General features: G+C 47.9%; 25 protein-coding genes. 13 read left to right on the top strand and 12 right to left on the bottom strand.

What is annotated here, in order from left to right:
- Positions 1 to 60: 60 nt before the first annotated feature.
- The 10 genes from A4V03_RS08185 to A4V03_RS08230 all read left to right on the top strand — a co-directional run bounded on the left by A4V03_RS08185 (position 61) and on the right by A4V03_RS08230 (position 12,205).
- On the top strand, positions 61 to 1,029 hold the full coding sequence (locus A4V03_RS08185) for a DUF4465 domain-containing protein (RefSeq protein WP_004320565.1): 969 nt from the start codon (positions 61 to 63) through the stop codon (positions 1,027 to 1,029).
- Between the two features lies 1 nt (position 1,030).
- Positions 1,031 to 2,932 carry a PKD-like domain-containing protein gene (locus A4V03_RS08190; RefSeq protein WP_084081129.1) on the top strand — a complete coding sequence of 634 codons (1,902 nt, stop codon included), beginning with the start codon at positions 1,031 to 1,033 and terminating at the stop codon, positions 2,930 to 2,932.
- An 8-nt stretch (positions 2,933 to 2,940) separates the two neighbouring features.
- Complete coding sequence (locus A4V03_RS08195) at positions 2,941 to 4,995, top strand: DUF4971 domain-containing protein (RefSeq protein WP_016278620.1); 2,055 nt, start codon at positions 2,941 to 2,943, stop codon at positions 4,993 to 4,995.
- A gap of 85 nt (positions 4,996 to 5,080) precedes the next feature.
- Entirely contained in the window at positions 5,081 to 6,160 is a 1,080-nt protein-coding gene (locus A4V03_RS08200; protein WP_004320571.1) for a glutaminyl-peptide cyclotransferase, read from the top strand.
- Complete coding sequence (locus tag A4V03_RS08205) at positions 6,157 to 6,657, top strand: transposase (RefSeq protein ID WP_004320573.1); 501 nt, start codon at positions 6,157 to 6,159, stop codon at positions 6,655 to 6,657. Before A4V03_RS08200 ends, A4V03_RS08205 begins: the two co-directional genes overlap by 4 nt.
- Complete coding sequence (locus tag A4V03_RS08210; protein WP_004320575.1) at positions 6,654 to 8,732, top strand: TonB-dependent receptor; 2,079 nt, start codon at positions 6,654 to 6,656, stop codon at positions 8,730 to 8,732. The genes A4V03_RS08205 and A4V03_RS08210 overlap by 4 nt, the downstream gene beginning before the upstream one ends.
- Positions 8,733 to 8,736: 4 nt before the next feature.
- Positions 8,737 to 9,876: an ABC transporter substrate-binding protein gene (locus A4V03_RS08215; protein ID WP_004320576.1), complete on the top strand. Its 1,140-nt coding sequence runs from the start codon at positions 8,737 to 8,739 to the stop codon at positions 9,874 to 9,876.
- A complete protein-coding gene (locus tag A4V03_RS08220; RefSeq protein WP_004320577.1) occupies positions 9,877 to 10,857 on the top strand; it encodes a FecCD family ABC transporter permease in 981 nt (326 codons plus the stop codon).
- Positions 10,854 to 11,612, top strand: coding sequence for an ABC transporter ATP-binding protein (locus A4V03_RS08225; protein WP_004320578.1), 759 nt, complete (start codon positions 10,854 to 10,856; stop codon positions 11,610 to 11,612). Before A4V03_RS08220 ends, A4V03_RS08225 begins: the two co-directional genes overlap by 4 nt.
- Positions 11,609 to 12,205, top strand: a complete 597-nt coding sequence (locus A4V03_RS08230; protein WP_004320579.1) for a DUF2284 domain-containing protein — start codon at positions 11,609 to 11,611, stop codon at positions 12,203 to 12,205. Before A4V03_RS08225 ends, A4V03_RS08230 begins: the two co-directional genes overlap by 4 nt.
- A gap of 80 nt (positions 12,206 to 12,285) precedes the next feature.
- Here the strand turns inward: A4V03_RS08230 and A4V03_RS08235 are convergent, their stop codons facing one another.
- The 7 genes from A4V03_RS08235 to A4V03_RS08265 form a co-directional block, all read right to left on the bottom strand.
- On the bottom strand, positions 12,286 to 13,686 hold the full coding sequence (locus A4V03_RS08235) for an OmpA family protein (RefSeq protein ID WP_065538533.1): 1,401 nt from the start codon (positions 13,684 to 13,686) through the stop codon (positions 12,286 to 12,288).
- A gap of 54 nt (positions 13,687 to 13,740) precedes the next feature.
- Entirely contained in the window at positions 13,741 to 15,198 is a 1,458-nt protein-coding gene (gene mobV / locus A4V03_RS08240) for a MobV family relaxase (RefSeq protein ID WP_065538534.1), read from the bottom strand.
- Positions 15,199 to 15,415: 217 nt separating this feature from the next.
- Positions 15,416 to 16,261, bottom strand: coding sequence for a helix-turn-helix domain-containing protein (locus A4V03_RS08245; RefSeq protein WP_005680022.1), 846 nt, complete (start codon positions 16,259 to 16,261; stop codon positions 15,416 to 15,418).
- On the bottom strand, positions 16,251 to 16,841 hold the full coding sequence (locus A4V03_RS08250) for a hypothetical protein (RefSeq protein ID WP_005680023.1): 591 nt from the start codon (positions 16,839 to 16,841) through the stop codon (positions 16,251 to 16,253). The genes A4V03_RS08245 and A4V03_RS08250 overlap by 11 nt, the downstream gene beginning before the upstream one ends.
- Positions 16,832 to 17,233 (bottom strand): hypothetical protein, encoded by a 402-nt coding sequence (locus tag A4V03_RS08255; protein WP_005680024.1) that lies wholly within the window; start codon positions 17,231 to 17,233, stop codon positions 16,832 to 16,834. Before A4V03_RS08255 ends, A4V03_RS08250 begins: the two co-directional genes overlap by 10 nt.
- Positions 17,230 to 17,676, bottom strand: a complete 447-nt coding sequence (locus tag A4V03_RS08260) for a hypothetical protein (RefSeq protein ID WP_005680025.1) — start codon at positions 17,674 to 17,676, stop codon at positions 17,230 to 17,232. Before A4V03_RS08260 ends, A4V03_RS08255 begins: the two co-directional genes overlap by 4 nt.
- 27 nt (positions 17,677 to 17,703) lie before the next feature.
- Positions 17,704 to 18,753 carry a hypothetical protein gene (locus A4V03_RS08265; protein ID WP_065538535.1) on the bottom strand — a complete coding sequence of 350 codons (1,050 nt, stop codon included), beginning with the start codon at positions 18,751 to 18,753 and terminating at the stop codon, positions 17,704 to 17,706.
- 238 nt (positions 18,754 to 18,991) lie between these two features.
- On the opposite strand from A4V03_RS08265, the gene A4V03_RS08275 reads away from it, so the two are divergent.
- Positions 18,992 to 19,603 carry a recombinase family protein gene (locus A4V03_RS08275; RefSeq protein WP_005680028.1) on the top strand — a complete coding sequence of 204 codons (612 nt, stop codon included), beginning with the start codon at positions 18,992 to 18,994 and terminating at the stop codon, positions 19,601 to 19,603.
- 263 nt (positions 19,604 to 19,866) lie between these two features.
- Complete coding sequence (locus A4V03_RS08280) at positions 19,867 to 20,160, top strand: HU family DNA-binding protein (RefSeq protein ID WP_255204174.1); 294 nt, start codon at positions 19,867 to 19,869, stop codon at positions 20,158 to 20,160.
- Between the two features lie 87 nt (positions 20,161 to 20,247).
- On the opposite strand, the gene A4V03_RS08285 is transcribed toward A4V03_RS08280, so the two are convergent.
- On the bottom strand, positions 20,248 to 20,628 hold the full coding sequence (locus A4V03_RS08285) for a single-stranded DNA-binding protein (RefSeq protein ID WP_005680031.1): 381 nt from the start codon (positions 20,626 to 20,628) through the stop codon (positions 20,248 to 20,250).
- Positions 20,629 to 20,841: 213 nt separating this feature from the next.
- On the opposite strand from A4V03_RS08285, the gene A4V03_RS21010 reads away from it, so the two are divergent.
- A complete protein-coding gene (locus A4V03_RS21010; RefSeq protein WP_018452196.1) occupies positions 20,842 to 20,985 on the top strand; it encodes a hypothetical protein in 144 nt (47 codons plus the stop codon).
- Positions 20,986 to 21,311: 326 nt separating this feature from the next.
- Here A4V03_RS21010 and A4V03_RS08295 read toward each other — a convergent pair whose 3' ends face one another.
- The 4 genes from A4V03_RS08295 to A4V03_RS08310 are packed head-to-tail and all read right to left on the bottom strand — an operon-like array spanning position 21,312 to position 22,413.
- A complete protein-coding gene (locus A4V03_RS08295) occupies positions 21,312 to 21,569 on the bottom strand; it encodes a hypothetical protein (protein ID WP_005680032.1) in 258 nt (85 codons plus the stop codon).
- Positions 21,553 to 21,912 carry a hypothetical protein gene (locus A4V03_RS08300; RefSeq protein ID WP_005680034.1) on the bottom strand — a complete coding sequence of 120 codons (360 nt, stop codon included), beginning with the start codon at positions 21,910 to 21,912 and terminating at the stop codon, positions 21,553 to 21,555. The genes A4V03_RS08295 and A4V03_RS08300 overlap by 17 nt, the downstream gene beginning before the upstream one ends.
- Positions 21,913 to 21,923: 11 nt before the next feature.
- Positions 21,924 to 22,100 (bottom strand): hypothetical protein, encoded by a 177-nt coding sequence (locus A4V03_RS08305; protein ID WP_005680036.1) that lies wholly within the window; start codon positions 22,098 to 22,100, stop codon positions 21,924 to 21,926.
- Between the two features lie 19 nt (positions 22,101 to 22,119).
- Complete coding sequence (locus tag A4V03_RS08310; protein WP_005680037.1) at positions 22,120 to 22,413, bottom strand: hypothetical protein; 294 nt, start codon at positions 22,411 to 22,413, stop codon at positions 22,120 to 22,122.
- Between the last annotated feature and the right edge of the window lie 2 nt (positions 22,414 to 22,415).

Below are 22,415 nucleotides of genomic sequence, written 5' to 3' on the forward strand. Positions count from 1 at the left end.
CTGTCGCAATAAAAACGAATGTGTGTTTAAACTTTTTGTTTAACTTTTAATAATTAAGTTATGAAAAAGAATTTTAGATTCTTGGCAATGGCTGTTGTAGCAATGGCCGCCGCAGTGTTCACGGGATGTTCATCCGACGATGACTTCCTTGCTCCGTATGAGGAGAGTGCGATTCAAACCCGCGCGATAAGTTCTACCAATGCGCTTATCGATTTTGATAACGTACCTTCCAGCGTAATGGCTTCTGACCAGTATGGAAACAATCTCTATTCTGCCACGGCCAACGGCAAGCAGGTAACGACCGGCTACATCACTCAAATCGGGCAAACCGGTACGTACATTCAGTTCCCGATTAACTATTTGGAACAAGAATGGGTAAGCGGACAGCCTTGGGAATATGAATTTTGGAATGGTGGTTTTGCCATCTCTAATTTCCATAATCTGACACAGGGGGATTATCAAAACCAATGTAGCGTGTACTGGCCCAACGGCGGTCATAGCGGTAAAAATTTTGCTGTAGCTTTCGGTTATAGCGATTCATACAATGATTCACAAGCAACCTATGACAAATGTGCGAAGATTTACCTGACCGATGCAACCGGCTACAGAGTCGTTACCACAAACACTCCTGTCAAGGGTACACCGAAATATGGTAAATTCAACAGCGTATGGGTTTGTAATACGACTTATACCTACTTAGTCATGAAGGATGGCAACTCGTTTACACAAGGCTCTTTGTCGGCACAAAAAGGATGGTTTAAGGTGGTATTTGTTGCGTTGGATGCGACGGGTAAACCTACAGGTAAGGAAGTAGAATACTATTTGGCAAACTTCGATTCCAGTAAAGATGCAGAATCAGGTTTGACCAATAAAATCCGTACCGGATGGAATCAAGTGGATTTAAGCGGTTTAGGTGACAGCGTATGTACTGTAGCTATCAATTTCGAAGGAAGCGATTCAAGCGCATACGGATTGAACACTCCTGCTTACGTTGCTATAGACGATATTGATGTAACCGTAAACGAATAACATGAATTTGGGGCAAATGCTTTTTAACGGCAAGTGCAAAGTATTTGCCCCTTTTTATTATATCCCAATGGAGATTGTAATCAAATACTTTCTTCAAGGGAATTTCAGCATTAAAATTATAAATATAATGAAGAAGTATTTGCTTTTATTCTCCTTGACGATATTTCTATTTGCATGCAACAAAGACGAAGAAATATCGCAGGACGTGATATTGCCTCCTGTCATTGAGTTGGATAGCGAGGACGGAATCTACGTTGTAAAGATAGGAAAAGAGGTCGTTATTGAGCCGACCTATCAGAATGTCGATTACGCCGTTTATTCATGGAAATGCAACGGTCGTATCATTTCCGACGAGCCTCAATTGAAATACATTTTCAACGAATGCGGTTCGTATTACGTTACCCTGCGTGTGGATACGAGGGATGCCAGCACAGAGGAAGAAATTCGTGTGGATGTCAATGAATTGGCTCCGCCCGTTATTTCATTGGTAACCCCCTCTATAGGGCTTAAAGTTGTCGCAGGACGCGAGTATATCCTTACACCCGACATTCAAAATGCAGAAGGAGCTACTTATTTGTGGACTCTTAACGGAAACGAAGTCGGAACGGAAAATACTTATACATTCAAGCAAGATGAGTTGGGAACTTATGAACTGACCTTAACCGTAACAAATGAAGACGGACAATCAAAGAAGACAGTTTCTATTGAGGTTGTCGATAAACTTCCGATTGAAATCGTAGTTCCGTCATCTTTATATTTTACCGAGAATAATACCAAATACGTAGAATTAGGACGTACTTTGTTTGTCCGCCCCTTTGTATCAATAAGTGCCGAGCCTTCTTATCAATGGAGTTTGGACGGGCAACCGATTGAGGGAGCCAATTCTTTGGTTTACGGTTTCAAACCCGCTAAAACCGGAGAACACACGCTTACCTTTACTGTGAAATACGACAATCAAGATACAAAAGCAGTGCTCACCCGTAATATTTCGGTCTCCGGTGTCGATGAAGTCAGTGTCAATATTCCGGTGAAATGTTGTGAAGCGGCCGGAAAAAGACCTTTTGCTGCCGGAAATTCCATTTACAGCAATAAAGTATATGAATTTGTTCCGGCTCCGGGACAATTTGTAAACGAAACGAATACAGCAGGTTTCAATGGGGAAAGCACGCACGAAGCAGCCTGTGCTTACGCACAAAAACGTCTTGATAATGAACAATATGTTTCTCTTGGAGGTTGGGGAGGATATATCGTAGTAGGATTCGACCACAGTATCGAAAACAAAGGCGGTTATGATTTTTCCATCAAAGGAAATGCCTTTGATTCGTCAAATGAACCGGGCATTGTATGGGTAATGCAAGATGTCAATGGAGACGGCTTGCCCAACGATGAATGGTATGAACTGAAGGGTTCTGAATATGGAAAACCCGAAACCATTCAGGACTATGCCGTAACTTATTTCCGTCCCGGTCCCAACATGGATACTCAATGGCAGGACAACAAGGGAAATAAAGGAGCGATTGACCGTCTCGGCAACTATCACCCGCAAGAGTTTTATTATCCTTTGTGGATTGAAGCGGATTCCTATACGTTATACGGCACATGCCTGAAAGCACGTACCGAACAAAGCCCGTCGACAGGCATGTGGTCCAATAATCCGTTCGGATGGGGATATGCCGATAATATTGGTGATGATATGCCCAATAAAGACAATCCTAACGCGGGAGCACTTGGAAACTATTTTAAGATTTCCGATGCAGTCAATATCGACGGTACACCTGCAAACCTTTCCCATATCGACTTTATCAAGGTGCAGACCGGAGTCAATGTAAAAGCCGGATGGTTAGGGGAAAATTCCACGGAAGTTTTCAAGTTCTGTGATGAAAACAACAATAACGACAAATAAAATTCATTATGAACAAAATATATCATTTCATCCTATTCTGTTTCGCTACGCTCTGCCTTGCTGCATGTAGTGATGACGACCCTGAAGTAAGCGGAATAGACGGCAAGGATCACTTCATCTCCGAGTTTGCTCTAACTGTAGATGGCATTACCTATCAAGCCATGATAGTCGGGGACAAGATTACAGTTGAGATACCTTATAATACCAGTCTGAAAGGGGCTACCGTAGAGTATGCCCTTTGCGAGGGAGCCTCTATTAACCCGAATCCATCAACCATAGAGGATTGGGAAAATGAATGGAAATTCGTAGTCACCTCCAGAATGCAGGAGAGCAAAGTATATTCCTATACTTATCAATATGCAGACATCGAACAGAGCGGCAGCGTGGTACTTGCCACGCAATCCGAGGTGGATAATTTTGCCAAGACAGGAATAAACAAAATCGAAGGCAGCCTGACCATCGGAACGGCAGACGGAGAAGAAATCACCAATCTGGACGGACTTGCCAACCTGAAACAAATCAGTAACTCTCTTGTTATCAATCCGTCTTACAAAGGAGCGGATTTGACGGGGTTGGATAATCTGGAACAACTCGGAAGTTTCAAATTAGGATCGACAACTTCTACCAGTAAAAACATAACGCTCAAAACGGTTAATCTGCCCTCTTTGCTTGGAGTGACCGGCGATTTTGTCGTTAACAGTTCTGTCATTGAAAAAATATCCATACCCAAAGTCGAGTTCATTGGTGAGGATATGTATATAACCTCCGATGCTTTGCTTGATTTGGATGCAAATGCCGTTGAATCTGTCGGAGCTTCCTTAATTGTCAAAGGTTCGGTAGCACAAAAAGAATCAGCGACAACCGAAGCCATTGTTTTCTCAGCGCTCAAACGGGTCGGGAATGAACTTACAGTCCAATATTTTCCCAAACTGCAAGGAATTTATCTACCGGCATTGGAAAGTGTGGCCGGTACTGCCTCATTCTCCGATATGTCCTCCATCGGAAGTCTTGCAATGACCGAATTACATTCGGTTGGAGGACTGACTATAAAAAATTGCAAAGAGATTTCCATTGTTGAACTTCCCGGTCTTATTTCCTGCGGAGAGACCAGTGTGGATGCGAATAAAGTCAATAAGTTTAATATATCTTCTTTGAAAGATGTACTCGGTGATATGACTTTAAGTAATCTGCTCATAGAAGAACTGGATTTGTCCCAGATAAATTTTAACGGGAATACACTTACCCTACAATGTAAGCAACTAAATAAAATCGTAGGTTCGGAAACATTTAACGGTAGCCTTCTTCTGCTTCCTAAAAATTGTCGATTGACCGAATTGACTCTTGAGGGAATCTCAAATATAGAGGGCGACTTCCAATGCAAAGATTATTTTTATGTAAAAGAATTTGTTATGCCATTTATTCGTGTGGCAGGAAATATGACTATTGCATTGAATTCGGGAAGTGTTGATACGGGTGCGGAAATTGAATTTCCTAAATTGCAGGAAATAGGAGGTACTTTAACATTAGAAAATAATACGAATGCAAATAATATTACCTTCCCGTCATTGAAAAAAATTCTCGGTTCATGTTCGGTTACGACTGATTTTCTTAAGAATGATATTGAGTTTACCAGTTTGGAAAGCATTGGGACGGATGGAGCAAATACACAAATTGAGTTTAAGATTGATGTTACTAATATTTTATGTCCCAAATTAAAAACGATAAACGGACTGTTTAATATTGTAACATCTACTGTTGTATGGGGTATGACGGCTGATGAGGTGTCTTATCCTACCGTTGAATCAATATCCGAAAATCTTTCAATAACATGCCCGTATTCTGATTTTGGTTCTAATGGTATTTTGTCCATTGATTTTTCAGGTCTCAAATCAGTAAAAGGGATTAGTATAAGCGGGCAAGGAGATGTTAGCGATTTCAGTTCTTTCAAATACCTGTTTGAAAACAATGTTCTAACAGGAGAATCTCAATGGTCTGTCAGAGAATGTGCTTATAACCCCACATACCAAGATATGAAAGACGGGAAGTACAAGCCTGCCGAATAGATAACCAAACAATAAGTTTTCTGCCAATCCTCGGTATGCTTACCGTAAGGTAAGACTACCGGGGATTAACTATAAAAATAACGGTATGACCTATCACCAATTGAAATATCTGCTATGGAGCGTAGTTGTCGGAGTGACACTATCCTTGACATCCTGCATGAAGTGGGACTACGGCGATGCCGTAGAAGACTTCAATGCCACGGGAGCCGGACTGTTCATCACCAACGAGGGCAACTTCCAGTACGGCAATGCTACCTTGTCCTATTACGACCCTGCGACCAAACAGGTACAGAACGAAATCTTCTTCCGTGCCAACGGCATGAAACTCGGCGACGTGGCGCAGTCGATGACCATCTACGACAACAAGGGCTGGGTCGTGGTGAACAACTCCCACGTGATTTTCGCCATCGACCTGAACACCTTCAAGGAGGTGGGACGCATCGAGAACCTGACCTCGCCGCGCTACATTCATTTCCTAAGCGACGAAAAAGCCTACGTCACCCAACTGTGGGACAACCGCATCTTCATCATCAACCCGAAGAAATATGAAATTACCGGCTACATTCAAGTGCCGGACATGACGATGGAAAGCGGCTCGACGGAGCAGATGGTGCAGTACGGCAAATACGTCTATTGCAACTGCTGGTCGTATCAGAACCGCATCATCAAAATCGACACCGAAACCGACCAAGTGGTCGATGAACTGAAGGTCGGCATACAACCGACATCGCTGGTCATGGACAAGTACAACAAGATGTGGACGGTGACCGACGGCGGTTACGAAGGCAGCCCCTACGGTTACGAAGCCCCGTCGCTCTACCGCATCGACGCCGAGACATTCACGGTGGAGAAGCAGTTCAAGTTCAAGTTGGGCGACTGGCCCTCGGAGGTACAGCTCAATGGCGACAGGGACAAACTCTACTGGATCAACAAGGCCATTTGGAGCATGGACGTGACAGCCAGCCATGTGCCGGTGCGTCCGTTCCTCGAATACAGCGGCACGATTTATTACGGACTGACGGTAAACCCCGCCAACGGGGAAGTATACATCGCCGATGCCATCGACTACCAGCAGCAGGGCATGATTTACCGCTACTCGCCCGAAGGGAAATTGATAGATGAATTTTATGTCGGGATTATCCCCGGTGCATTTTGTTGGAAATGAAGAATAAATTGCGGCATATATACCATATTATTTTCATCACGAAAAGACAGGAGATGACGATTCCAATGACAACCAAAGGAATGATTCTCGATCAGATGGTACAAATTTTCACAAGGAAAGGCTGTCATGTCTATGCCTGCAATGCTTTTCTCAATCATGTTCATATACTTGTAGAGATACCATCTCCCACGGACTTCGCAAAGATTATCAATAAAGTAAAAAGTTCTACAGGCGTTGTCTATCGAAAATATCCGGAATATGCGGATTTTTCAGGATGGGCAGCCGGATTTGATTCGTTTAGCGTGTCATTCAATGATCTGAATCGGGTAAAACACCACATTGAGAAACAAGAGACGGTTCATCAGGAACTTTCATTCGAGGACGAATACGACCAACTGCTTGAAGAAAACGGATTCAATGCCTATCAAGATTTTATGCGGGCATCATTCTCTGCATATGCTGCGGTAAATAACCATATTAAAAACAAAAGGAAATGACATATACAAAATATTTACTTTTCTCAATATTGGTTGTCTGTCCATCCGTGCTGTCTGCGCAGGGAATCACCCGGCGTATTCACCAGATAGACGAGGTGACCGTATGGGGCAAACGGCCGATGAAGGAAATCGGCGTGCAGAAGACGAAGTTCGATTCACTCGCACTGAAAGAAAATATCGCCCTCTCGATGGCGGACATCCTGACGTTCAACTCGTCCGTGTTTGTCAAGAGCTACGGCCGCGCCACGCTCTCGACCGTCGCCTTCCGAGGCACGTCGCCCAGCCATACGCAGGTGACGTGGAACGGGATGCGCATCAACAACCCCATGCTCGGCATGACCGACTTCTCCACCATTCCGTCCTACTTCATCGACCAGGCATCGCTGCTGCACGGTACTTCATCGGTGAACGAAACGGGCGGTGGACTGGGCGGTCTGGTCAAACTCGGCACGGCTCCTGAAGTCGCTGAAGGGTTCAACGCCCAGTACGTGCAGGGCATCGGCTCGTTCAAGACCTTCGATGAGTTCGCCCGCTTCACCTACGGAAGTGAGCGGTGGCACGTCTCCACCCGTGCGGTCTATTCTTCCTCGCCTAACGATTACAAGTACACCAACCACGACAAAAAGATAAACATCTACGACGAGGATAAGAACATCGTCGGACAGTATCACCCGAAAGAGCGCAACCGCTCCGGGGCGTTCAAGGACCTGCATTTGCTTCAGGAAGTGTATTACAATACCGGGAAAGGCGACCGTTTCGGGCTGAACGCCTGGTATATCAACTCCAACCGGGAACTTCCGATGTTGACGACCGACTATGGAGATGCAACCGACTTCGAGAACCGCCAGCGAGAACAGACGTTCCGCAGCGTCTTGTCCTGGGATCACATGAAAAGCAACTGGAAACTCGGCGTGAAAGGCGGTTACATACACACATGGATGGCCTACGACTACAAGCGTGAGGTCGCACCTGACAACTGGGCGTCGATGACCCGCTCCCGCAGCAAGGTAAACACGTTTTACGGTCAGGCGGAGGGAGAGTATTCTTTGGATAAAAAATGGTTTTTCACCGCCAATGTATCGGCACACCAGCATTTGGTACGGAGCGAGGACAAGAACATCATCTTGCAGGACGGTGGCAAGGCCATCGTGGGCTATGACAAGGGGCGCGTGGAACTCTCCGGCTCCGTATCCGCCAAGTGGCAGCCGATAGACCGCTTGGGTATGTCGGTGGTACTGCGGGAAGAGATGTATGGTTCCGATTGGATTCCACTCATTCCGGCTTTCTTCATTGACGGTATCATTTCCCCGAAAGGAAATGTGATGCTGAAAGCATCCATATCGCGTAACTACCGTTTCCCAACTCTGAACGACCTATACTTTTTGCCGGGAGGTAATCCCAACCTGAAAAACGAACAAGGTTTCAGTTATGATGCCGGGGTGAGTTTCGATGTCGGCAAGAAAGGCATTTACAAGTTGAGCGGCGGTGCGAACTGGTTCGACTCCTACATCGACGACTGGATTATCTGGCTGCCCACCACCAAGGGCTTCTTCTCGCCCCGCAACGTAAAGAAGGTCCACGCCTACGGCGTCGAGGTCAAAGCGAACTTCGCCGTGCAGCCGGCGAAAGATTGGCTCATCGACTTGAACGGGTCCTATTCGTGGACACCCTCCATCAATGAAGGTGAGAAGATGTCGCCTGCTGACCAGTCAGTGGGCAAGCAGTTACCCTACGTGCCGAAGCACTCCGCATCGCTGACCGGACGGTTGTCGTGGCGGACTTGGGCGTTCCTTTACAAATGGGCGTTCTACTCGGAACGTTACACCATGTCGAGCAACGACTATACGCTGACAGGACACCTGCCCGAATATTTCATGAGCAATGTCTCGTTGGAGAAAAACCTGTTTTTCAAACCGGTGGACATCCAGTTAAAATTCGCCGTCAACAACCTCTTCAACGAGGACTACCTTTCGGTACTCTCGCGCCCCATGCCCGGCATCAACTTCGAGTTCTTCATCGGCATTACCCCGAAGTTCGGGAAAAACAAGAAAAAGTCCGAAAATACAAATATGTAACGATATGAAAGCATTAAAGAATTTAAGCCTGCTGTTGCTACTTGTATTGGCATTCACAGGCTGCCACAATAAAAGTTCAAAACTCGCCGATTTCAACCGAACGGTCTATACACCTGAATACGCTTCGGGGTTTGACATAAAAGGTGCAGACGGCAAAAAGAGCGTATTGGTTACCGTCACGAACCCTTGGCAGGGCGCCGACAGCATCACTACGAACCTGTTCATTGCCCGTGATGACGAAGAGGTTCCGGCGGATTTCACCGGTCAGATGCTCAAGGGGGATGCCGAGCGCATCGTCTGCATGTCCTCGACCCATATCGCCATGCTCGACGCAATCGGCGAAACGGGACGCGTAGTCGGCGTGTCAGGCATCGACTACATCTCCAATCCCGACATTCAGGCACGGCGGGACAGCGTTGGAGATGTGGGCTACGAAGGGAACATCAATTACGAACTGCTGCTCTCGCTTGACCCCGACCTCGTGTTGCTTTACGGCGTGAACGGGGCAAGCTCGATGGAGGGTAAGCTCAAAGAGTTGGATATCCCGTTCATGTATGTCGGCGATTACCTCGAAGAGTCTCCGCTGGGCAAAGCCGAATGGCTGGTGGCACTTTCGGAGGTTATCGGAAAACGGGCGGAGGGCGAAAAAGTATTCGCGGAAATCCCCGTCAGATACAATGTCCTGAAAAAGAAAGTAGCGGACAATATCCTCGACGCTCCGTCAGTCATGCTCAACACGCCTTACGGCGACAGCTGGTTCATGCCCTCGACCGAAAGCTATGTCGCCCGGTTAATCAAAGATGCCGGAGGCGATTACATCTACAAGAAGAACACAGGAAACGCTTCCGCGCCCATCGACCTCGAAGAGGCGTATCTGCTGGCCTCGCAAGCCGATATGTGGCTGCATGTGGGGATGGCGAACACGCTTGATGAACTGAAAGCCGCATGCCCGAAGTTCATCGACACCCGCTGTTTCCGTGGTGGACAGGTCTATAACAACAACGCCCGCACCAATGCTGCTGGCGGCAACGACTACTATGAGTCGGCGGTCGTAAATCCCGACCTCGTGCTGCGAGACCTCGTGAAGATATTCCACCCCGAACTGGTCGAGGAAGATTTCGTCTATTACAAGCAACTGAAATAGATGCGCTCCCGTTCCGCCATATTGTTTGCCATGCTGGCCGCCCTCACCCTTTTCCTGTTTCTGCTGGATTTGGCGGTGGGGGCAGTCGCCGTACCGCTCGGCGATGTATGGGCGGCTTTGACGGGCGGCGACTGCCCGCGGGCGACGGCGAAAATTATACTGAATATCCGACTGATTAAGGCGGTGGTCGCGTTGCTGGCCGGAGCAGCTCTGTCGGTCAGCGGTCTTCAGATGCAAACCCTCTTCCGCAATCCTCTTGCCGGCCCCTACGTGCTCGGCATCAGTTCGGGCGCGAGCCTCGGCGTGGCACTCGTCGTGCTTGCAGGCTTCGGTTCGTCGATAGGCATTGCCGGGGCGGCTTGGCTCGGAGCGGCGCTCGTGCTGGTCGTCATCGCCGCCGTCGGCCACCGCATCAAGGACATCATGGTGATTCTGATTCTCGGCATGATGTTCTCGTCGGGAGTCGGCGCGATTGTACAGATATTGCAATATCTCAGCAAGGAAGAATCCCTGAAAGCCTTTGTCATTTGGACGATGGGGTCGCTCGGCGACGTGACCTTCGACCAGCTTGCGGTACTCGTCCCGTCGATTATCGCCGGACTGTTGTTGGCGGTGGTGACGATCAAGCCGCTCAACTTACTGCTGTTCGGCGAGGAGTATGCCGTGACGATGGGGCTGAACATCCGACGCTCGCGCGGGCTGCTGTTCCTCTCCACGACGCTGCTTGCTGGTACGGTGACCGCCTTTTGCGGTCCGATAGGCTTCATCGGACTGGCCATGCCCCACGTCACGAGAATGCTGTTCCGCAACAGCGACCATCGGGTACTCGTACCGGGAACCGTTCTTTCGGGTGCGGCGGTGCTGCTTCTTTGCGACCTCGTTTCTAAAATGTTCACCCTGCCGATCAACGCCATCACCGCATTGCTGGGAATCCCCATCGTGGTGTGGGTGGTCTTGCGCAATAAATCCGTCACCGCATGATAAAGTTACACGATTTTTCCATAGGCTACGGCGAGCGCACCTTGCTCTGCGAGGTGGAAACCACCATAGAAAAGGGCAGGCTGACTGCCCTTATCGGGCGCAACGGCACGGGCAAATCGACACTGCTTCGAGCCATCGCCGGACTGAACCGCCGTTATACCGGCCGAATCCTGCTCGACGGGCATAACGCCGCCGATATGCGAGCAGCAGAAATGGCCAGAACGCTGGCATTCGTCACGACCGAGCGCACACGCATCGCCAATCTCAAATGCAAGGATGTCGTGGCTATCGGCCGCGCACCCTATACCAACTGGATTGGAAAGATGCAGGAGGTCGACAAGGAGATCGTCATGCGGTCGCTCGCCTCGGTGGGCATGGAGGCTTATGCGGAGCGCACGATGGACAAGATGTCGGACGGCGAGTGCCAGCGCATCATGATCGCACGGGCGTTGGCGCAGGATACGCCGATTATCCTGCTCGACGAACCCACCTCGTTTCTCGATATGCCCAACCGCTACGAATTGTGTACACTGCTGGCACGGCTGGCGCATGAAGAAAACAAGTGCATCCTTTTTTCCACGCACGAGCTGGATATCGCCCTCTCGCTTGCCGATGCGATAGCCCTTATCGACCCACCCCAGTTGTCGTATATGCCGACCGAAGAGATGCGCCGGAGCGGCTGCATCGAGCGGCTGTTCCGAAATAATTGTGTGACGTTCGATGCCACGACAGGATTCATAAAAGTGGGACAATGACTAAGGAATATATCATAGAGAATTTCACAGCAAATATCAGCGTGGACGAATATATTTCACGCTTCCGGGACGAAAAACGTTTTGTCGAATTTTGCAAACAATGCCCCAACTACGGTAATAGTTGGGGATGCCCGCCGTTCGATTTCGATACCGGAGAATTTCTGCGCCAATATGAATATGCCCACCTGATGGCCACGAAAATAATTCCGGTCGAGAAAAATATTCCGATAGACAGAACGCAGGAATTGATTAAACCGGAACGGCTCAGGATAGAAAGGGAATTGCTGGAAATGGAGCACAGATACGGAGGTCGGGCATTCGCCTATGTAGGAAAATGCCTATACTGTCCCGATTCCGAATGCGCCCGCAAATGCAACCGTCCTTGCCTGCATCCGGACAAAGTACGTCCCTCGCTTGAAGCATTCGGGTTCGATATGACACGAACACTCTCGGAACTTTTCGGGATAGAGCTGCTTTGGGGAAAGGATGGTATTCTACCGGAATATCTTGTGATTGTAAGCGGATTATTTCATAATTCGGCAGAAAATATTATCAGTCATACGAAGCGTAATCAGGATTCAGGAAACCTATAATCTTATTACCCTCATTGATAACAAAAGTCCCTGCAATCCGAATTATAGATTGAGGGACTCGATGAAAGTGAATGTAAAAACTAAAAGAACAACTCTACTTTCGTATGCCTGTTGACTTCGACCGGTACATGGTCGGCTATGCCGCCTCTGCTTACCTTGACGATGCGTTCGATCGGTATGCCACGCTTTTTCAATTCTGCAACGATATAATCCGCTCTCGATGTACTTAATGAACCATTAAGCACAGGAGTTCCAGTCGAACTGTCGGCCGCACCGGTTACTCTCAAGGATAATCCGTATTTCTTGGCCACGCGAGCCAGTTCATCAAGGTTAAGCATTTGGGAAGCATCCGTCAGGTGCGCCGTATTGAGGTTAAAAAAGAAATAGACAGGCGACCCGATGCAATTCCCGGCTTGTATGAGTTCCGTCCTTTCAGAGACGATTATGCCCGGTTTCTCGGCATCATCTCCGTTGTTGCCATATCCAATACTTGCAGAATCAAGCGGCGAGATTCCATCCCAATGCCGGTTTTTCAATCTTGCCCGTAGTGAGTTCAATCCGCTGTAATTATTTCTGGGATAACCTTGACGGCGGTCGGTCTCATCGTCATTAACCAGATGACCGTACTTGTCAAGCAATCCTTCTATTTCCAGAATTTTCTTCAATTCTGCGACCGTCCGTCGGTTGCGGTCGTACCAGTCTTTATAACGCTTGTTTTCTCCGGATAAGATATTGGCATGATCCACGAGCCACTCATTCTGACGAATGTAAGATGTCGCATCAACCGCGCGTTTCCAACCGACCTTTCCGAGATGAAACGTGAAACCGGCGGTCAGCGATACCATGTGGTCGCCGAGGCGGTTCGGGCGTCCGTAACCATCGAAGTCCTGAAAGGTGGTCGTGCCGGAGAGTTCCAACATGGCACTTACTCGTTTGGAAATCCGATATTCTCCCTGTACGCCATACGAAACAGCAAAGGGATTATTCCCGTTAGAGGCATTGTGCAACAGGCCGACACCGGCAAAAGGAGCAAGATTCCAGCGTACCTGTTCTTGCCGGGCATATCTGCGGCCAAGGACATTCCACAGCAGATCCGCATGGATATGATGGTAGTCCTGATTGGACAATGTGCCATCTTTGAACTGCACACCGCTGTAATTGATACGTGCGCCGACGAACGGAGTGAACCATTTTCCGACTGCGAAACTGTACGAGGGTTTCAAGCGTCCGAAGAGGTCTTCGCAGCCGAGAGGTGTGCCGAGAAAGGCGGACGTACCCCCGGTAATGCTGACAAACCAGTTGCCAGTCCGAGTTGCCGGAAGTACCACTCCATCAAGATAGACGGGCTGTATCGGTTGTAGTTTCTCCGAGACATCATAGTACGGTGTATGTTGTACAGTATCCACCTGTATGGGTCGTACACTTGCCTGTGCCTGCAACGTGCAAAGCACGGCCAATATAAAAAAGATTTGTTTCGTCATATTCCAATGATATTATTCGTTATACTTTTTGATTTGTAGTAAGGCGTATGCCACTTACCGTTTAGGTTTTTTGCCAATGGCCGGACGCATCATGCGGCTCGCCATCCTCATGCAGCGGAGTGCCCATGCACGGTTGTCCTCGTCCTCGTCGCGCCCCCATTTCAGGTCGCTGCCGCCACCTCCGCCGCCACGAGTTTCGGCAAAAGTGGTGGCATCATCGACCATACCGAGAAACAGCATCGTCGCGCAGTGCATCACGTCTGTACCTTGTTCCGCTATGGACTGGACGAGCGAGCCGTCGAACAGTTGCCGTTCCGCCACGTCCATCTGTGCCGATACGTTCCTATACTCGCCGACCACATTTTCCAGCAGGACATCCTTGAGCAACGTGTCCACTTTGGAATGTATATCATGGGAGTATTTGTAGGCTTCCTCCTTGAGTTCCCCGGTACGTTCCTCAATGGCATCCATGTTCTCTTTCAGCTCGGCAAGCTGCCGGTCAGCCGTCTGTAACTTCTCCTGCTTGTCTGCCAGTTGCCTGTTGATGCCTGCCAGCTCTTTCTCCAGACTTTTAACTTGTGCGGCTAATTGTTCCGCATCGCCCTTGTTCGCTTTCAAATCCTGTTCGGCTGCCGATAGCAGAGCCTCTTTTTCGGCTTTCGACTTCTCAAGGTTATCGACCATTGTCGTAAGCCCCTTGACCCTGCGCTCTGCCAGACGGATGTCCGATTGAAGGGTTGCCAGCACCTTTTGGTGGCGGTCTATATTTTCCTCGATGGTCGTACATTCTTCCGATAGCATACGGCGGTATTCTTCGGTAGTCCTGTGCCGTGCGCCTGTTTCGGATATGCTTGTTCCTCTCGACATTCCCCACCTTGTATTGACTTCGGCGAAAAAGTCGGTATGAAGCTGTTTCATCCTTGCGCTGTATTCAAACTTGTCCTTTCCGGCGAATATTTCCTTGTACGCAAAGCGGCCGTCTTTGATTGGCAACAAAGTACAATGCACATGAGGGTTCAATTCGTCAAGGTGTACGATGAATGCGGCGATGTTCTGCTCGCCATATTTGCCACTCACGAATGAATAGACGTCTTTCGCCCAGCGTTCAATATCGCTCATTCTTTTGATACGGGTATTGTTCGCACCTTCATCAAAATCCACGTTCTGCGTGCCGAACGCGAGTTCGTGCATCCGCTTACGGGAACCGCCGAAAATGAAGTTCACCACCGTGCGGTACTTCGGTTCTGCCAGTCCTTCGTTGGGGTCTTTGATTCCACGCCTCTCCAATATGTCCGCCATCCGTTCGGGAATGTTGCGGCTCGTGTCAATGGGACGTACCTTGCCTCCGGGCGCAATCTCGAAGTTCAGGTGTTTGCGTGTGGGGTCGTAATTCCCCTTATTCATAGCGTACTTTTCCGCCCTTTCACTGCGGTCACGCAAATGTTCGTTGCTTTGGGCTGCGGTGATGCCTTTCGACACCTGCATATCAAGTACCTGTTTTTGATCTGCCATACTCTTTTCGTGTTGTTTGGACAATCCGTCCTGTCCCAGCTTGCTGCTTGCCCGGACAGCCTACCGACGGTCGGAGACCTATCGGGGTATTAGGCTCCCCCTTCCCTTTGTTTCGTGGCAGACGGGCAAGCCCGTGTGCCTCCTATAACCGGCAGGATAACCGTTAAGGGATGGAGGTGGATTGTTCGCGTTATACAATCTGTTTTCGACTCCCGGTTCAATCCACCATCGCCTGTGCCTTTGCCAGAAGCGATAAAAAAGGTTTGCGAAGCGATTTGAGGCGTTCTTGGTCTTCGTCCATGTCGAAGTCCGTCACTGATGCCTCGGTGTCGAGAATCAGCCCGGCGAGGTCTTTGGCGGACTCGATGAAAGCAGCCCATTCTTCACCGAGGTCAAACCGGAAGAAATCCACAAGCGGCGAACTGTCATCGAATCTCGACTTGTGCAGGATTTTTTGCAGGGCGGCGTGGGCGATGCAGCACAAGGCTGTTTCACGATGTTCCGTGACCAAAGTGCCGGAATGTGCGGAGGTCGTGTTGGAATGGGTGTCCAAACAGAGTCCGGTGTCACGGTCGGCAATTTCAGTCTTTGCCAGACTTACGAGTTGTCCACATATTACGCCAGTTTCGGCAGCGGTCGTTTTGCCGATTACCCAATCGGACAATACCTCACGGAGCTGTCTGGCAAAGTCCGGCTGCTCCTGTGCATTGCGGGGCTGTGCTGCCTGACCGGATTGTACGGTCATGGTAATGACCACGCTTTTGGGAAGCTGGATGCGGGTCAGCAAACCGAATGCCTCCATTGCACTCAAAAAAGAACGGACGGTAGCCCTGTGCCAATGCCACTCCGATGCGAGGTCGGAAACGGTCAGGTGGCACTGGTTGGGTTGCAGCACGTAGGCCTTCTTTCTTAAAAACGGAGAAACGAAACCTGCCAGTGATTTGTCCAACAGGTCACAGTACGCTTCGGTGCGTGTTTTGCGTTCATCCCCTTTCTCCTTGAGATATTCGAATACCTCCCTGTCTGCCAATATGGAAACAGGTATCTTTTGGTTATTTTTCATTTTCATTCGGTTTTAATGATTCATATTGTGCGGATATATCAGTGTTGCCGCTGTCCGCTTCATGCGGCAGATTTGCGTGATGATTCTCGTGATAGGATTCTGACAACATTCCGGGATGCTTTGCCCATCCGGAAAGTGTGTCCGTATCCTTGCATTCGGACATGACCCGAACGGAGGGATAGAACAGGGCTGCCAGAAGAAGATAGGCAATGGTTATCGCCAAGGTGTACAGATGCGGCACAAAGCCGATGACCAGTGCGCCCGATGCGAGTGTGACAAATGCACGGGGGCGGTCAAGCAACCTGCGTAACCAGTTGTCCGTCCGTCGGAACGAAAACATTGCGGCACAGACACCGGTAGAGAGTAGGATTCCAAACTCACCCATATGTCCACAGGCATATACATAATGGAAAAGAAGCAGGCATATCAGCCATACTTGCACATACAGTTTACGGGCGTTGCCGCTTCGTGCCATTGCCATGTAAAAGGGTGTCATGAACCGCTTGTTGTTCTTGTACAATGACATTGATACCCCGAAAGGTATCGCGCAGAAAATGAGTAGCAGGATATTCAGTAACATAAGTAATAGGGCTTTTCGGGTATGGGAGTGGGACGCACAATGAGTTCCAACTGGACAATACCGTATGTCGCCAGCCGGATAAGGGTTTCGGCATCCTTGGGCGAAAAGTACATGGCCGCTTTCTTGATGCGCTGCTTGAATGTAATGTCTTGCTTTCGGTAGATGGCCAAAGCCTTGTCCAGTTCGTGTTCGGGAATAGTCCATGTCGTACCCTCGGCGTGTATGCCGTTCGTCTTGAAGGCACGCAGTACCAATGTACGGGAAACGAGGTAGTCGGTGCGGTCGGTTCTTGAGATGATATGCTCCTTGTAGAGATTGTCATCGGCAACCTCTATCCACGTCCGGTAGGCATTGATGCAATAGACCATCTGTCGGTATAAGGTGTTTCTCATATAAAATTCATCAGCACGTCGGACTTGTCTTTCTTGTATTTCAGGAACCCGCTTTTGGAGTGTAGTTCCAAGTCGAGGCATAAGTCCCCGTACATCTGCTCCAAAGAATCATAGATGGTGACAAGGATGCTGTTTACATTGCCCTCCGTATCCGTCTTGGCGTTCATCTTGAACATCTGTCCGAAAGCGGGATTCGAGTATGCACAAGTGCTGTGACCGAATTTTTCCGTCCGCATCGGAATATGGTGGTAGAGCGTGATCAACTCCATGTCGTCCTCGAACATATCCATTACTTCGTCCAGTTCGTAAGGGGTGCGCAACGGAAACGTAAGCAGCACATAGTCGCCGTAGAACTGCGGTTCTTCCATCGTCGTCACATCGAGCAACTGCGGAAGTTGCAGGGGGACGAATGCCATGAAGTCATTATAAAAATGTCGTAACATATTCATATCTTTTTCTGTTGTTATATTTTACAGCGTGTGTATGAATGCCTCCATCAGCATTCCGGGCAGCTCGTCCAAGCGGTTGTCTCCGGGGTGCAGCATCCTGCCCAACTCCCTGAAAGCGTCGGGTGTCTGCGAGGCAAGCATATCGAGTTGCTCTCTTTCTTCGGCTGAAAGCAACGCCAGGCAGAAACCGTCCAACGACGAATAAGGCTGGAGAAGCATCCAGATGTAGGCTTGTGCCTGTGCCAGTGTCTTGACTTTTTTATTGCAGATGTCGTCGATACAGGTTCGGATATTCTGAATCAGCCTGCGGTTGGTGCGCATGGCCAGATAAATCATGGCATTGCGATAGGTGATGTCGTTCCGTTCGGCGGCAAGGAATATCTGTGCACAGCATCGTTCCGTGTCATGAGTGATGTCGGAAAGATTCTCGCCGTCGAAATCAGGCAGACGTGAAAGGAATGCCCGGTACACGGCATCCTCCTTTTCGATAAAGGTCGTCAGGTCTGCCATACAATGAATACCGTAATCAATCGTTTCAGCAAGGGTAGTTCGATAAGTGGCAAGAATGTGTTGTCGGTTTCTCTGACTGACGGGCCGGTTATCCAATGAGGCAAAGAACGGTCGGATTGTTTCAGCCGCACGATGCAACTCTTTGTCTTCAAGATGCGGTGAGATTTGTTCTTTTACCCACAGTATATCCTTATAAGTGCGTGTTTGAGACAGCACCATCCGTGAAAATTCCATGCGGATGGAATCATGTATCTGTTCACACTCTTCTCTTACAGTGGAATGAAGCCGGCCAAGCGTATCACATTCGAGATGCAGGAATACGGAATCCCTCAATGTTTGCCATTGCTTGAGGTGTCCGGCCAATTCTTTAATGGAGAGTTTTTTCTGCCTGCGTATGTCGGACAGGTATTCCCTGTATGTTCCGGCAGGGTCATTCTTGGCTTTCGCCAATCGTTTGCCATTGCCGTTGTCGCATGACGCGCATAGGAATATGGCAATCGAAACGGCAATTATTTTGGCAAAGATTATCGGCTGTTTTAAGTTCGATTTTAATGTTTTCATACTATATCATTTCGTACTATTTAGTGCAAAACTATATATTATTTTTGATACTTCGCATCCGAAAAACCGTATTTTGTGCATTTTTTAATATCGTACTTAATAGTATGATTACCAATGAAAACAAGTGAAGATAAAACACGTGGAAATGTACGATTTTCGTTTTTTAATATAGTATGATTCATATACTCGAATAAAACTTGTATATTTGCACTTGTTATCATGAATATTGTATATTGATATGGCAAAAGTCGGTTATATATTCGAGGCTAATTCCTACGATGCGTTTGATGCGGATAAGGAATGGATGCGCCAATATGGGTGTGTACAGGTGGTTGAAGAATCGGTCGGACACGAGACGCTTAGGCCGAGATGGAAACAACTGATGTCGAATCTTGAAAGAGGAGACGAATTGGTGATGTCAAAATTCAGCAATGCCGTTCGTGGTTTACGGGAACTATCGGCATTGATTGAGCTATGCCGCATCAAGGTCGTGCGTATTATCTCCATTCACGATAAAATTGACACCGACAACAAATTGTTTCCGGACACGACACCGGCGGAAGTATTGGCCATGTTCGGGGCATTACCGGAGGAAGTGGCTGTTTTGCGGAAGTCGTCGGATAAAATTATACGCCTGCAGCAGAGTATCAGTATTCCGATTTCCAAAAAAAGTATGAGTAAAACTGAACGGGACAAAAAAATCGTGGATATGTATAACAATGGGTATTCAATCCGTGATATTTGGAAAGAAAGCGGTGTCCAAAGTAAAAGCACCGTGTACAGCATTCTCAATAAATACAAGGTTCAGCTTAACCGAACACCGGGACGAGTGCCGGGCATCCGGAAATAGAACTTATAAATCAATATGGATATTGAAAATCAATAGATTGCTTGCGTAATTCATCGTTTTTTCGTATCTTTAAGTTGGATATAACTATATAAAAACAAGACCTATGGGAGATATTATAATTTTATTGCTGGTGTTCTTGGTAGTGGGCAGGCTTTTGAGGGGCGTGTTCGGAGGATTCAGCAAAAGCAGTTTTCGGGATGACAAATAACTCCGGATTGTTGTAACTGGCAGATATTTGTTAATTTTGCACCGTATTCATAAAAATCAAGAACAATATGACAAAAGCGGAAATTGTCGCTCAGATCTCACGGCAGAGCGGAATAGAGAAAACGGTGGTGATGACTGTGATAGAATCATTCATGGAAAATGTAAAAGAGTCGATGGTTGCGGGAAACGAGGTGTTCTTGCGCGGGTTCGGTAGCTTTATCATCAAACGGAGAGCTGAAAAGACGGCCCGGAACATTTCGAAGAATACGACAATTAAAATTCCCGCTCACAATATCCCTGCATTCAAACCTGCCAAAGCATTTCTGAATGCGGTAAAAGAGAACAAGTAGAGTATAAAAGTACAGATGGTGCAACAACACCGTAATGAGTAAAACAAAAGCGACCCGAAGGCCGCTTTTGTCGTGATAAGGCAAGGATTATTTCTTGCCTTTTTTCGCTGGTTTGGCCGGCTTTTCAGGAGTTTCCTCCTTCTCGACGGGCGGATAGAACTTGACGGCGACCATCACGATACGGTTGTGTTTCACACCGCTTTGGTCGCTCCATTCTTCGGGCTTGAAATACCCCTCGACGGTCAGCATCGTACCCTTGGTCAGTTGGTCGAACGACCCGGTGTTCTCGTTTTTACGCCACGCCTCAAAATTCATAAAGGCGGAAACGCGTTTGGATTCCTCGCCATTATTCTCCAATCGGCTTACTGCCAGAGGGAAACGTGCTACACTTGCGTTGGTGAACTGACGGATTTCTGCATCCTTTCCTACGAAACCGGTTACTACGAAATTGTTTTCAATCTTTTTCATAATGAATTGTTTTTAGAAGTTATTAAATCAATTTTACGCTGCCTCAAAAAGTAGGTGCAGTTAAGGGGATGCACCAAGGCCGGACGCATCAATACTCTTTATTTTTGTCCGTAGGCAAAACCGGAAGGCTCGATAAAGGAAGATTGTACGGCTGCGCCATTGGTCAAGACTTCCAAAGTCGTTCCCGTCTGCATACTATCTTTGCATCGGAAAATGATGATGACTTCGGCGGAAAACTATTCTGAAAATGAGCGGAAAACCGTAGTTGCAGGGGAAGTGAAAGTGCAATCCGTCCACCGGCACAATGGTGCGCGTTTCGGCTGTAAGTCCGCAGAATCGGCAGGTATTTTCGTGTAATTCGGTCGGACTGAATTGAGGTGGCTACAAACAGAACACTGAACTGACAACAGGTTGCGGTACCGCAGAAGGGAATATCAACGAAGTGGCGACAAAAGGCGGAACGGGATATCGGGGTACTGCCATGTTCCCGTCCGGCAGAAAGAAAAGGGGACAAAAGGGAAAAAGGAAAGAACCCTGCTTTTCGGAAAAGCGGACGGAGCTTTTCACGAATGGCTGTTTTTTACAAAAGGATATGGCGCAGCCAAAAGAGAGAGATAGATGTAAAAAAGGGAATGCGGCGTGGCAGGAATGGAAGATTATCCCGTTCCTGCCTGCCTGTATCATCAAAATTCTGCCATGATTACCCGATGCTCGAAAATCTTTTTTTGATTACTGGGACGTCTTTGGCAAACCCATAGGTGATGCTTGCCATAGCCGAAGACGAAATAATCATCAAGGCGTGTTTTTTCTTGTAGGCGTTCCATGCCGGTACGCAGTTCCGCTTCATCGGTTGAGAAAAGAATCGTGTTGATGATACGGAAGTAGAGTTCTGTTACCTCGTCACAATAAGGACAAAAGCTATGCTCAATCGTTGCTTTCATGTTTCTTTGATTTTAATTCTACTTCTACTATGTCTTCTATTCGACCATACAGGACAGAGCGCAACGCTGTTTTGTCAATGGCGTAATACTCGGCGATATGTCCGTGCTGTTTTACGAAATATCGTTTGAGAACATCGGAGAAATCAAAGAAGTAGCCCATCAATGCGATACCTCTTTTGAAATGGATGCACTCTTTCACGTTTCGGGTAATCCAGTTCTTGTCTTCACGGCTCAACTTGTCTCCGTTATCAAGTTGTTCCCGTAACTGGTAAACCCTGCTGTCTTTCAGCTTCTCTAATTCGGGTACGTCCCATTGGACGAATTTCATTGCTATCTGCTGCATCGCTCTTGTATTTAATCGTAAATAATCACTTCATCACGATACTCGACCACCTCTTTGCCACTACTAAGACGCACCACTATTTTATTGCCGAAGTCGCCGACAACTGTTCCCTCAGAGTAGCCTTTATAGGGGGTAAGCAAGGTGCAGTGCGCACCTATAATTTCGCTATTTTCTTCGTATTCGTACATAAGTCATGTCATTTTACGGTTACAACTTGATATCCCATTTCCCCTGTGAGAAGATTCTGAAGCTCACGTATTCGTCTGTAAATTCGTAGGACAGAATTTTGATATAAGTTTTGTCTTTGGCTTCCAACGAAGCTATCAGTCTGTCGATTTCTTCTTCCGGATAAACCCAACGAGAGGTAAACTCCGCATCCACGCTATCGCTGTGTCTATTGACAAAGCCGTCGAAAGTGTCATCCAAGAATGCCTCTATCTTGTCGAGGTCTGCTTTGTTTTCCGTCCTTGCGTAGAAAATGTTTGTTGCATAGTTTGCCATAA

The sequence above is a fragment of the Bacteroides caecimuris genome (assembly GCF_001688725.2).
Classification (GTDB): Bacteria; Bacteroidota; Bacteroidia; order Bacteroidales; family Bacteroidaceae; genus Bacteroides; species Bacteroides caecimuris.